The 12,604-nt window shown below is 54.7% G+C and carries 12 protein-coding genes; 3 read left to right on the top strand and 9 right to left on the bottom strand.

Annotated features, from left to right (window positions below; genetic code table 11):
- Together KQJ18_RS16300 and caiE are read left to right on the top strand one after the other, a co-directional pair.
- A partial coding sequence (locus KQJ18_RS16300) for an enoyl-CoA hydratase-related protein (RefSeq protein WP_216422304.1) occupies window positions 1–508 on the top strand: 508 nt, incomplete at its 5' end.
- Between the two features lie 60 nt (window positions 509–568).
- Complete coding sequence (gene caiE, locus KQJ18_RS16295) at window positions 569–1,165, top strand: carnitine operon protein CaiE (RefSeq protein WP_038637095.1); 597 nt, start codon at window positions 569–571, stop codon at window positions 1,163–1,165.
- 76 nt (window positions 1,166–1,241) lie between these two features.
- Here the strand turns inward: caiE and caiF are convergent, their stop codons facing one another.
- The 5 genes from caiF to KQJ18_RS16270 form a co-directional block, all read right to left on the bottom strand.
- Window positions 1,242–1,637 (bottom strand): carnitine metabolism transcriptional regulator CaiF, encoded by a 396-nt coding sequence (gene caiF, locus KQJ18_RS16290; RefSeq protein ID WP_038637093.1) that lies wholly within the window; start codon window positions 1,635–1,637, stop codon window positions 1,242–1,244.
- Window positions 1,638–1,911: 274 nt separating this feature from the next.
- The gene (gene carB / locus KQJ18_RS16285; protein WP_216422303.1) at window positions 1,912–5,136 is read right to left on the bottom strand and encodes a carbamoyl-phosphate synthase large subunit; all 3,225 of its coding nucleotides are present in this window, start codon (window positions 5,134–5,136) and stop codon (window positions 1,912–1,914) included.
- 18 nt (window positions 5,137–5,154) lie between these two features.
- Window positions 5,155–6,303: a glutamine-hydrolyzing carbamoyl-phosphate synthase small subunit gene (gene carA, locus KQJ18_RS16280; RefSeq protein WP_038637089.1), complete on the bottom strand. Its 1,149-nt coding sequence runs from the start codon at window positions 6,301–6,303 to the stop codon at window positions 5,155–5,157.
- A 455-nt stretch (window positions 6,304–6,758) separates the two neighbouring features.
- Complete coding sequence (dapB, locus tag KQJ18_RS16275; protein WP_216422302.1) at window positions 6,759–7,580, bottom strand: 4-hydroxy-tetrahydrodipicolinate reductase; 822 nt, start codon at window positions 7,578–7,580, stop codon at window positions 6,759–6,761.
- 268 nt (window positions 7,581–7,848) lie between these two features.
- A complete protein-coding gene (locus KQJ18_RS16270; RefSeq protein WP_087857643.1) occupies window positions 7,849–8,481 on the bottom strand; it encodes a hypothetical protein in 633 nt (210 codons plus the stop codon).
- A 92-nt stretch (window positions 8,482–8,573) separates the two neighbouring features.
- On the opposite strand from KQJ18_RS16270, the gene KQJ18_RS16265 reads away from it, so the two are divergent.
- Window positions 8,574–9,482, top strand: a complete 909-nt coding sequence (locus KQJ18_RS16265; protein WP_159121710.1) for a LysR family transcriptional regulator — start codon at window positions 8,574–8,576, stop codon at window positions 9,480–9,482.
- On the opposite strand, the gene rihC is transcribed toward KQJ18_RS16265, so the two are convergent.
- From rihC to lspA, 4 genes are all read right to left on the bottom strand, one after another.
- Window positions 9,483–10,397, bottom strand: coding sequence for a ribonucleoside hydrolase RihC (rihC, locus tag KQJ18_RS16260; RefSeq protein WP_204578898.1), 915 nt, complete (start codon window positions 10,395–10,397; stop codon window positions 9,483–9,485).
- A gap of 65 nt (window positions 10,398–10,462) precedes the next feature.
- Window positions 10,463–11,413: a 4-hydroxy-3-methylbut-2-enyl diphosphate reductase gene (gene ispH, locus KQJ18_RS16255; RefSeq protein WP_087857640.1), complete on the bottom strand. Its 951-nt coding sequence runs from the start codon at window positions 11,411–11,413 to the stop codon at window positions 10,463–10,465.
- A 1-nt stretch (window position 11,414) separates the two neighbouring features.
- On the bottom strand, window positions 11,415–11,864 hold the full coding sequence (gene fkpB, locus KQJ18_RS16250; RefSeq protein WP_038637078.1) for an FKBP-type peptidyl-prolyl cis-trans isomerase: 450 nt from the start codon (window positions 11,862–11,864) through the stop codon (window positions 11,415–11,417).
- Between the two features lie 117 nt (window positions 11,865–11,981).
- Window positions 11,982–12,479, bottom strand: coding sequence for a signal peptidase II (gene lspA, locus KQJ18_RS16245; RefSeq protein ID WP_150344644.1), 498 nt, complete (start codon window positions 12,477–12,479; stop codon window positions 11,982–11,984).
- Window positions 12,480–12,604 lie beyond the last annotated feature (125 nt).

Here is a 12,604-nt window from a genome sequence, read left to right as displayed (position 1 = left end):
GGATAAGCCGGTCATCGCCGCGGTAAACGGCTATGCGTTTGGCGGCGGTTTTGAGCTGGCGCTGGCGGCGGACTTTATTGTCTGCGCGGAAAACGCCAGCTTCGCGCTACCGGAAGCCAAGCTCGGCATCGTGCCTGACAGCGGCGGCGTTTTGCGCCTGCCTAAGCTGTTGCCACCGGCTATCGTCAACGAAATGGTGATGACCGGTAGACGAATGAGCGCCGAAGAAGCGCTGCGTTGGGGGATCGTGAACCGCGTTGTCAGCCAGAGCGAACTGATGGATAGCGCGCGCGAACTGGCGCAACAACTGGTTAATAGCGCCCCGCTGGCGATCGCGGCGCTGAAAGAGATTTATCGTACGACCAGCGAAATGCCGGTAGAAGAAGGCTACCGCTACATCCGCAGCGGCGTACTGAAGCATTATCCGTCGGTACTGCATTCGGAAGATGCGCTCGAAGGACCGCAGGCATTTGCCGAAAAACGCGATCCGGTGTGGAAAGGTCGTTAATGTGACTATGCCGGATAAGGTGTTTACGCCGTCGTCCGGCAAAAAAACCGAGGTACAACCATGAGCTATTACGCCTTTGAAGGACTGATCCCGGTGGTACACCCGGACGCGTTTGTCCATCCCAGCGCCGTGCTGATTGGCGATGTCATCGTGGGTGCCGGTGTTTATATTGGCCCACTCGCGTCATTGCGTGGGGATTATGGGCGCCTGATCCTTAAGGCAGGATCTAATCTGCAGGATGGCTGCATTATGCATGGCTACTGCGATACCGATACCATCGTGCATGAGAACGGCCATATAGGCCACGGCGCTATTTTGCATGGGTGCGTGGTGGGCCGGGACGCATTGGTCGGCATGAACAGCGTGATTATGGACGGCGCAGTGATTGGCGAAGAGAGCATTGTCGCCGCCATGAGTTTCGTCAAAGCCGGATTTCAGGGTGAGGCAAGGCAACTGCTGGTGGGTTCACCTGCGCGAGTACTACGCCAGGTCACAGACCAGGAGCTGCACTGGAAACGCCTCAACACCAAAGAATATCAGGATCTTGCGGTCCGCTGTCGAACGGGGCTATCTGAAACGAAGCCGTTAACCCAGGTCGAAAAAAACCGGCCGCGCCTGAAAGGCACGACGGACGTGAAGCCAAAATCAGCCCAATAATTGATGCCGGATGCGCTGACGCTTATCCGGCCTACACGTCAATCCCCGTTAACGCTGCCATCAGGCAAACTAACCATTAGCGACGCATACTTTTTGACAGCATCATCTGCCATTTCTGCTCACGGTTGAGCTCTGTTGGGGGAACGGCAGACAGTCGCGGCGCTTTCGCCACACTCACTTTTCTTTCCTGCAAATTATGATTCAATCGGCGATAGAGATGAGAATCAATACTCACGACTTTCACCAGACGCTGGCACTGGCAGCCTCGTCCTGCAATCTGGTTAGGGATCATCTTCACTTCACAAACAATTTCCCCAACTTCTGACAGAATATAGGAGAGCGTATTAATTGCTTTACAGTGTTCAATATCAAATTGACGGGAAATCTCCTTGGCAGTGATCCATCGGTCCTCTGCCATCATCCAGTCAGCAATTAACAAATAAAGCGGTCTTTCAACATATTTTTCACACATAAGCACACCATTTCACAAATTAAAAATCTGGCTACGGCCTGTCCAAATTAATAAAAACTAAGCCATATTAAAATTGTGGATATAAAGATAGTATGCGACTTGAATGTTGATTAGTGTGAGCAATATCGTGCTTATTACATTGAAAATGTGGTTAAGGAAACGGACATCTCCAGGAATGACCTGATAGGGTAAAAAAAACGGCTCCTTCTCAGGAACCGTTTCAAATTTATATTGCAGATCCGATTAACGCAAATATCACCGGACCTTCTGTTTATTATTTATTGATCTGCGCGTGCATTTCCTGCACCGAGGTCACCTTCTCGGTGGCATCCGCATTCAGCGCCATGGCCGTTGCGAAACCGCCGTTCAGGGTAGTGTCGTAATGCACTTTGTACTGCAAGGCGCTGCGGCGAATCAGCTTGGAGTCTTCAATCGCCTGACGACCTGCGGTGGTGTTGATAATGTAGGTATATTCGCCATTCTTGATACGGTCCTGAATATGCGGACGACCTTCATGCACCTTGTTCACCAGACGCGGGTTGATACCGGCTTCACCCAGCACAATCGCGGTACCGTGAGTCGCATCCAGCTCGAAGCCCTGTTTTAGCAGCTTAGCGGCCAGGTCCACGACGCGCTCTTTGTCGCCTTCGCGAACCGAGAGCAGCGCACGGCCCTGTTTCTTCATCGTGGAGTTACTGCCCAGCTGTGCCTTGGCGAACGCTTCCGCGAAGGTACGGCCCACGCCCATCACTTCCCCGGTAGAGCGCATTTCTGGCCCTAACAGCGGGTCAACGCCCGGGAATTTGTTGAACGGCAGCACCACTTCTTTCACCGAGTAGTACGGTGGGATAATTTCTTTGGTCACGCCCTGCTCGGTCAGCGATTTGCCAGCCATCACGCGCGCCGCTACTTTCGCCAGCGGTACGCCGGTGGCTTTGGAGACGAACGGTACGGTACGCGCCGCACGCGGGTTGACTTCAATCAGGTAGACTTCGTTGTCTTTCACCGCAAACTGCACGTTCATCAGGCCGCGCACCTGCAGTTCGAAGGCCAGCTTCTGCACCTGCTGGCGCATCACATCCTGAATTTCCTTGCTCAGCGTGTAGGCTGGCAGAGAACAGGCGGAGTCGCCGGAGTGTACGCCCGCCTGCTCGATGTGCTCCATGATGCCGCCAATCAGCACCATTTCGCCGTCGCAGATGGCGTCAACGTCCACTTCGATGGCATCGTCGAGGAAGCGGTCCAGCAGCACCGGCGCGTCGTTGGAGACGCTAACCGCGGTCTGGAAGTAGCGACGCAGGTCGGCTTCGTCGTAGACGATTTCCATCGCGCGGCCGCCCAGTACGTAAGACGGGCGCACCACCAGCGGGTAGCCAATTTCTTTCGCCTTCTCAACCGCTTGTTCAATGGCGGTCACGGTGGCGTTGGCTGGCTGTTTCAGCTTCAGACGGTCAACCGCATGCTGGAAGCGTTCACGGTCTTCCGCGCGGTCAATCGCGTCCGGGCTGGTGCCGATAACCGGTACGCCTGCGGCTTCCAGTTCACGCGCCAGTTTCAGCGGGGTCTGGCCGCCGTACTGCACGATGACGCCTTTCGGCTTCTCGATGCGCACGATTTCCAGTACGTCCTCCAGCGTTACCGGCTCGAAGTACAGACGGTCGGAGGTGTCGTAGTCGGTAGAGACAGTTTCCGGGTTACAGTTGACCATGATGGTCTCGTAACCGTCTTCGCGCAGCGCCAGCGAGGCATGGACGCAGCAGTAGTCAAATTCGATACCCTGGCCGATACGGTTCGGGCCGCCGCCGAGGACCATAATTTTGTCGCGGTCAACGGACGGGTTAGATTCGCACTCTTCTTCATAGGTGGAGTACATGTAAGCGGTATCGGTGGCGAATTCCGCCGCGCAGGTATCCACGCGTTTGTAGACCGGGTGCAGGTTGTAGTGGTCGCGCAGCTTGCGGATTTCCGCTTCGCGCACGCCCGCCAGCTTAGCCAGACGCGCATCGGCAAAGCCTTTACGCTTCAGGTGACGCAGGAAATCAGCGTCGAGGCCGTTGATGCCCACTGCCGCCACTTTCTCTTCCAGGCGCACCAGCTCTTCGATTTGTACCAGGAACCAGCGGTCGATGTTGGTCAGGTTGAAGACACCGTCGACGGAGAGACCGGCGCGGAAGGCATCAGCGATGTACCAGATACGCTCGGCGCCCGCGTCTTTCAGCTCGCGACGGATTTTGGTCAGCGCTTCCGGATCGTCGAGGCTGACTTTCGGGTCGAAGCCGGTGGCGCCCACTTCCAGGCCGCGCAGCGCTTTCTGCAGAGATTCCTGCTGCGTGCGGCCAATCGCCATCACTTCGCCGACGGATTTCATCTGCGTGGTCAGTCGGTCGTTAGCGCCAGCGAATTTTTCGAAGTTAAAGCGTGGAATCTTGGTGACAACGTAGTCGATAGACGGCTCGAAGGAGGCCGGAGTACGGCCACCGGTGATGTCGTTCATCAGTTCGTCGAGGGTGTAACCCACCGCCAGTTTGGCCGCCACTTTGGCAATCGGGAAGCCGGTGGCTTTGGAAGCCAGCGCCGAGGAGCGGGAGACGCGCGGGTTCATTTCGATAACGATCAGACGACCATCTTTCGGGTTCACCGAGAACTGAACGTTGGAACCACCGGTTTCCACACCGATTTCACGCAGTACCGCCATCGAGGCGTTACGCATGATTTGGTATTCTTTGTCGGTCAAGGTCTGCGCTGGGGCGACGGTGATGGAGTCGCCGGTGTGAATCCCCATGGCATCGAAGTTTTCAATCGAGCAGACGATGATGCAGTTGTCGTTCTTATCGCGTACGACTTCCATCTCGTACTCTTTCCAGCCGATCAGCGATTCATCAATCAGCAGTTCGTTGGTCGGAGAGAGATCCAGGCCGCGTTCGCAGATTTCTTCGAACTCTTCGCGGTTATAGGCGATACCGCCGCCGGTGCCGCCCATAGTAAAGGACGGACGGATGATGCATGGGAAGCCAACTTCAGCGGCCACCGCCAGCGCTTCTTCCATGGTGTGCGCAATGCCGGAACGCGCGGTGTCGAGACCGATTTTCTTCATCGCCACGTCGAAACGACGGCGGTCTTCTGCTTTATCAATCGCATCAGCGGTCGCACCAATCATGGTCACGCCGAACTCTTCCAGCACGCCCTGACGCTCCAGTTCCAGCGCGCAGTTCAGCGCGGTCTGGCCGCCCATGGTTGGCAGAACCGCATCCGGACGCTCTTTTTCGATGATTTTGCGTACCACTTCCCAATTGATCGGCTCGATGTAGGTCGCATCGGCCATTTCCGGGTCGGTCATAATGGTTGCCGGGTTAGAGTTCACCAGAATAACGCGGTAACCCTCTTCGCGCAGCGCTTTACACGCCTGGGCGCCGGAGTAGTCAAACTCACACGCCTGACCGATAACAATCGGGCCCGCGCCCAGAATCAGGATACTTTTTATGTCTGTACGTTTTGGCATGGCTTTTATTACTCCTGATTATTTCGCGGACTGACGGTATTGCTCAATAAGCTCGATAAAGTGGTCGAACAGCGGCGCCGCATCATGCGGGCCTGGGCTCGCCTCCGGGTGGCCCTGGAAGCTGAACGCCGGTTTATCGGTACGGTGAATCCCTTGCAGGGTACCGTCGAACAGGGACTTGTGGGTCACGCGCAGGTTGGCTGGCAGCGAGTCTTCATCCACCGCAAAGCCGTGGTTCTGCGCGGTAATCATCACCACATTCTTATCCATGTCTTTCACCGGGTGGTTACCACCGTGGTGACCAAATTTCATCTTGATGGTCTTCGCACCGCTCGCCAGCGCCAGCAACTGATGGCCGAGGCAGATGCCAAATACCGGAATGTCGGTCTGGAGGAATTTCTCAATCGCTTCGATGGCGTAGTCGCACGGGGCCGGGTCACCTGGGCCGTTAGACAGGAAGATACCGTCCGGATTCATCTTCAGAACGTCTTCCGCAGAGGTTTTCGCCGGTACCACCGTCAGGCGGCAGCCGCGATCCACCAGCATACGCAGAATGTTGCGCTTGGCGCCAAAATCGTAGGCCACCACGTGGAACGGCAGCTCTTCTGCAGACTTGGCTTCCGGCAGGTCACCCGAAAGCGTCCAGCTACCCTGAGTCCAGCTGTAGGATTCAGCGGTGGTCACTTCTTTTGCCAGATCCATCCCATTTAAGCCCGGGAACGCTTTGGCTTTTTCTAAGGCCAGTGCAGCATCCAGATTATCACCTGCAATGATGCAGCCGTTCTGAGCACCCTTCTCGCGCAGCAGTCGCGTCAGCTTACGGGTATCGATATCGGCAATCGCCACAATATTATGGCGCTTGAGGTAAGAAGAGAGGTCTTCGGTGTTGCGGTAGTTGCTGGCAATCAGCGGCAGGTCGCGGATGACCAGGCCTTGCGCATGTACCTGAGAAGATTCTGCATCGGCTTCATTGGTGCCGACATTACCGATATGAGGATAAGTAAGAGTGACGATTTGGCGGGAATAGGAAGGATCAGTGAGGATTTCTTGATAACCGGTCATTGAAGTATTGAAAACGACTTCCCCAACCGCCGAACCTGTTGCCCCTATGGCCCGACCGTGAAACTGGGTTCCGTCTTCCAGAACCAATAGCGCTGACTTAATCAAAACACCCTCCAGAGAATATTCACTCACTTTATTTGCATATTAATTCATTAACACCTCATGAATCAATGCAAATTTGCTTACCTATGGATTTCTGGCAAACGGCGGCATTCTAGAGATAGCCCACGTAAAAGTCTACCCAAAAGGGCAATTTTTATTATTATTTTACGCCACTGGGATAAATCACTCGATTTAACAGGCAAAAAGATCAGCTAACTCAGGGTGGAAAACGCTTGCGGTAGATAAAGAGTGTAAAAACGGGAGCAGCGAGAGAAAAAAGTGGACCACTTGGTCAAAATTTACATTCAGATAACAGAATGAAGCATAAAAACATATATAAACATCAGCTTAGATAAAAAATAAAACCAAAAGCCAAAAAATTAAAGGGCAATAAAATATTGCCCCATGTAATCAAATAATTATGATTACCATAACCACATCACGAAGGGTAATAAAATCTATAAACTGCGTAAATCAAGTACATCTTTCATATCAAAAAGACCATTTGACTTAGATTTCAGCCAAACCGCCGATCGCACTGCGCCATTGGCAAAAGTCATGCGGCTGGACGCTTTATGGGTGATTTCAATACGCTCGCCAATATCGGCAAACATCGCGGTATGTTCGCCGACAATGTCACCGGCGCGTACGGTCGCAAAACCAATAGTGCCCGGCACACGCTCGCCGGTATAACCTTCACGCGAGTAGACAGCGCAGTCTTTCAGATCTTTATCCAGCGCCCCGGCGATCGCCTCACCCATCGCCAGCGCGGTCCCCGATGGGGCGTCCACTTTGTGGCGGTGATGCGCTTCGATAATCTCAATATCGGTATAGTCCCCCATCACTTTTGCTGCTTTCTCAAGCAGTTTCAGCATGACGTTAACGCCGACGCTAAAATTCGCAGCGAAGACGATAGCAATCTCCTGCGCGGCATCGTGAATAGCCTGTTTACCGGCATCATCGAACCCGGTGGTACCAATCACCATTCCCTTACCGTGCTGGCGGCAAAACGCCAGATGCGTCAGCGTACCTTCCGGTCGCGTGAAATCGATGAAAACATCGAAATCATCTTTCACCGCCTCAAGGCTGCTTTGTACGGTAACACCCGTTTTCCTGGCTCCCGCTAACTCTCCGGCATCGCTTCCCAGTAAGGAAGAGCCTTCGCGCTCCAGCGCCGCGCCAAGCTGTACGCCATCCATGCCAAGTGTGGCCTGAATCAACTGACGCCCCATGCGTCCTCCGGCTCCCGCGATGGCAACGCGGATTTGTGCATCATGCATAGCTATTCTCTTTTGTTAATTTTGCGTAAATCGTTTTCAGAGTAACCAGCACGCCCGGAGGCCGCTAGCTGAAAACACCCATAATTAGAATTTAATGATAAACAGAGGGGAATATCAGTAAAAGACATGATTCATCCCGCAGGATGAATCATTGCTGGAGCACTGGAAAGAAGTCAAACTAACTCAGTATGGCGCAAGGTGATGGGAAAACGATGGAAAACCGAGCAGAAACCAGCCAAGCTGCGTAGATATTTTCGCGAGTACGGTTTTATGGCACGAGCGTGTAGGTGACGATCATCTGCCCTTTTTTCATCTTCACCTGAGTAATCGTCACTTGCCCAATGTCGGATAAACGCGCAACATGCGTACCCCCGCAAGGGTAAGCGGGCAGCTCACCGAACCCGACTTCGCGCAAACCGCCGTCGAATGTCACCCGGCGAGGAAGATCCTCCGCCTGCCAGGCGTTGATTTTCGCCAGCAGTGAGGCGCCGTCCGGCAGCGTACTGCTGCCTTTTGCGGAAAACGTAATCCGCCCTTCGCCAGGCCAGTGGTGCGCTTTTACCGGTTGCCATCCGTACTCTGTACCCGCCAACCCGATAAGGTGCCCCGCAGAGTGCAGCCGCGCATGCAGCTGACGCTGTGTCGCATCAACTCTCAGGCTGATTACGCCAGGCGCAATCGGTGTCGCCACGATATGCAGCACATCGTCATCACGCACGATCACCGTCTCGACGGGGATCTCATCAATCCAGCCAGCATCCGCGGGTTGCCCACCGCCCTGTGGGTGAAATAGCGTGCCATCCAGCACCACCGCATAGCCTCCTTCCGCTCGCGCTGTACAGCTCATCACCGTGGCCTGGCCTTCGGTGTTATCACAAGTGTAATAAAGACGTTCGGTCATGATTGCTCTCCTCTTGATAGGAAGAGTATATTCACTTTACTGACGGAGATAATCCTGCGCCGGTTCAATGCATCTTTGCCTGGTACGCACAAATGAACCCTAACCTTCTTCCTGACCTTGCCACCTTTGTGTTGATTATCGACCAAGGGAGCTTCTCTGCCGCCGCCAAAGTCTCAGGTGCTACGCCTTCCGCTATTAGCCGCAGCGCATCACGCCTCGAGAAGGCACTGGGCAGCAAACTGCTGCACCGTACGACGCGCAAGCTGGCGCTTAGCGAAACGGGCAAAATAGTGTATGCGCACGCGCAGGAAATGCTGCATGCGGCGCAAATGGCTGTCGACTCAGGCAGCAGTCGACAAGCCATCGCGCAGGGGCAACTGACCCTCAGCGTGCCGAAAGCGGTGGGGCGATTTGTCATTCATCCACTGATGGCCGAATTCTTTACGCGCTACCCACAGGTGGACGTCCGCCTTCGGCTGGAAGACCGTTATATGGATTTAATCGACGACGGCGTCGACCTTGCGCTGCGCATCAGTCAGTCGCCCTCCCCGGGCCTGTATGGGAAACCACTGATGCCGGTCAGCCATGTGATATGCGCAACCGCTGCGTACCTACGCGAGCACGGTACGCCAGAGCACCCGCAGGCACTGCGTGAACATAGCTGTATCAGCCTTGGCGAGACCCCTGCGGATTCACGCTGGAAGTTTCGCCGCGGTGAACGTGTGGAGACCATTCAGACTCACGGTCGCTACGCCGCCAACCATACCGGCGTACGTCTGGATGCGGTGAAAAATAACCTCGGAATCGGCAGCCTGCCGCTGTTCACCGCCCGCGCGGCACTCTCCAATGGCGAGATTGTCCAGGTACTGCCGGAATGGGAATTTATCAGCGACTACAGCGGGGAACTGTGGCTACTATGGACGCGCAATCAACATATGCCCGCCAGAATGCGGGCGATGATTGATTATCTCGGCGAAAAGGTACCGCTACACAACACCTGATTATGGCGCCAGCGCCAGCACCTCTGCCACCCACTGCTGGAACCCCTCAACGTCAAGATCCAGTGCAACCTGGGCATTTGCCGGATGCCCCAAACGCCCTTCAATATCCACCACCGTGGTACCCGAGGTATATTCCCCCTGAGTTTCCACCGCCACGAAGCACGGCTGCAGGGTAAAGAGTTCCGGGCGCACCAGCCAGGCAATCGCGCACAGATCATGCATCCGCAGTCCTGTATTCATACTGCCGCTGCGGTAATGGCTAAATAGTGCGTGCAGCATGCTGCCGGTCTTATTGAGCGCGGGAAGCGTCGCCAGATACTCCGGCGTCAGCATGGCCTGATTAGTGACATCCAGCCCACACATCACGATCTCCAGCCCGCTCTGGAAAACTTTCGCGGCGGCCTCGGGATCGATAGCAATATTAAATTCGGCATTTGGCGTAAAGTTCCCGCGCCCGGCTGAGCCGCCCATAATCACCAGACGGTGAATATTGAATATGCATTCAGGATAATGGGTCAGCAGCAGCGCAATGTTGGTCAGCGGACCAATCGCCACCAGCGTCACGGGCTGCGGGGCATGCATCAGCGCGTCACGAATAGCCTGGAAGGCGGGTTTTGCCATCGCCTGTCGGTCGTGTTCGACAAATTCATACCCTTCCATACCGGACTCGCCGTGCACGGAAGCAGCATCACGCAGCGGCCGCACCAGCGGCATTGATGCCCCTTGCGCCAGCGGAATATCCGCATTCCAGAAGTGCAGCAACTGCAACGCATTGCGGGTGGTTTTTTCCACCGAAACATTGCCTGCTACCGTGGTCATGAGTTGCAGATCCAGCTCAGGGGCAAACAGCGCGGCGGCAATAGCGGCGGCATCATCAATGCCGGGATCGGTATCAAGAATGATCGGTAAGCGCATGGTTTCTCCATAAAAAATGCCAGACGTTAAGTCTGGCATCTTCTCATAATCGTATCGTGAAAGACTTACTCTACTTCACGAACATCCACACGCAGCTCTTTGGGCACTTCGAAAACAATATTTTCTTCACGGCCTTCCAGTGGGATAGCCTCTCCACCGCCAAGTTCCTGCAGGCGAGCGATCACGTTTTGCACCAGGATATCCGGCGCCGAGGCTCCGGCCGTCACGCCTACGCACTTAGCGTCTTTTACCCACGTTTCCTGGATGTCGGTCGCATCGTCAATCAAATACGCCGCTTTCCCCATTCGCTGGGCCAGTTCAGCCAGACGGTTAGAGTTAGAGGAGTTTTTCGAGCCGACCACCAGCACCACATCAGCCTGTTCCGCCAGCGCGCGAACCGCTTCCTGACGGTTGGTGGTGGCATAACAGATATCGTCTTTGCGCGGCCCGACAATTTTCGGGAAGCGTTGGCGCAGCGCGTCAATGACGTCAGAAGTGTCGTCAACGGAAAGCGTGGTCTGTGTCATGAAGGACAATTTACCTTCATTCTTCACGGTCAGTTTCAGTACATCTTCCGGTGATTCAACCAGATACATCCCCCCCTGTGGGTTACTGTACTGGCCCATTGTGCCTTCGACTTCCGGGTGCCCGGCGTGACCAATCAGAATTGACTCTTCACCGCGACGGCTGGCGCGCGCCACTTCCATATGCACTTTGGTGACTAACGGACAGGTGGCGTCGAAAACCGTGAGATCACGACCTTTGGCTTCGTTACGTACCGCCTGAGAGACACCGTGGGCGGAGAAGATCAGGATCGCGCCGTCAGGCACTTCACTGATTTGCTCAATAAAAATAGCGCCGCGCTCGCGCAGGCTATCCACCACATAGCGGTTATGCACCACCTCATGACGGACATAAATCGGTGCGCCATAAATAGCCAGCGCGTTTTCTACAATGCTGATAGCGCGGTCTACGCCAGCGCAAAAACCGCGCGGGTTAGCCAACAGGATCTGCATTTTACGCCTCCAGTACTGGTTCGACTTCCAGCACTTCAATATCAAAATGAACGGTATGCCCGGCCAGCGGATGGTTGAAATCAACCGTGATCGAGTCACCGTTGATTTCACGAATCACGCCAGGCATCTCACTGCCGTCCATTGCGGTAAAGAGCATAATAGCGCCAATTTCTGGCTCGCCCGCGTCCATAAATTCCCGACGCGAGAAATACTGAATCAAGTCCGGGCTTGGCACGCCAAAGGCGGCATCCGGCTCCAGGGAAAAAGTGGTTTTATCACCCTCTTTTAGCCCCAGCAGGTGTTGTTCCAGTCCTTCAGACAGAGAACCATCGCCCAGGCGAAACAGCGCAGGCTTGCCGTTATTGCGGGTTGACTCTGCGGTGGAGCCATCGTCGAGCTTAAGGGTGAAGTGCACCAGCACCGCACTGTTACTCTGTACTGATTTAGACATGCAGGTTGCTCTTTAAAATTGCTGCCGCCTGTTTGCCCGGTGGCGCTACGCTTACCGGGCCTACAAGGTTCGCGATAGATTGTAAGCCGGATTAGCATAGCGCCATCCGGCATTTTTTTATGCGGCTTTTTTCTCTTTCGACGGTAAGAAGCCTTCGAGAACAATCAATGCCGCGCCGATACAGATTGCCGTATCAGCCAGGTTGAATGTCGCGAAATGCCAGTCGCCAACGTAAAAGTCAATCATATCAACCACGAAGCCGTGCCACAGGCGATCGAACAGATTGCCCAGCGCACCGCCAATGATTAACGCATACGCGATGTTGTTCAGCTTCTGCGTCGCCTTCGAGCGATACATCATCACCATCAGGATGACGCAGATACCAATAGCGATACCGGCAAAAAACCAACGTTGCCAGCCGCCGCTGTCGGCTAAGAAGCTAAACGCCGCGCCATAGTTTCGCGCGTAGTGCAGATTAAGCGACGGGAACAGCGATACCGTATCCCCCAGAGCAAAATTCTGGAGGATCAGGTACTTGCTGCCTAAATCGATAATCAGCACGACTACCACCAGCCACAGCCAGCGTAGCCCTGTTGAACAAATAGGCTTACTCATCAGGCAAACTTACGTTGTTCGCCATCACCGGCGATGTTGCTGACACAGCGTCCGCAGATATCTGCATGTTCCGCCACCTGTCCGACGTCGGTAGTGTAATGCCAGCAGCGCGGGCACTTCTCACC

The sequence above is a fragment of the Citrobacter sp. S55_ASV_140 genome, assembly GCF_018919505.1.
Classification (GTDB): Bacteria; Pseudomonadota; Gammaproteobacteria; order Enterobacterales; family Enterobacteriaceae; genus Citrobacter; species Citrobacter werkmanii.
Note: the sequence above shows the minus strand (reverse complement) of the source record. Positions and strands in the feature narration are given on the sequence as shown.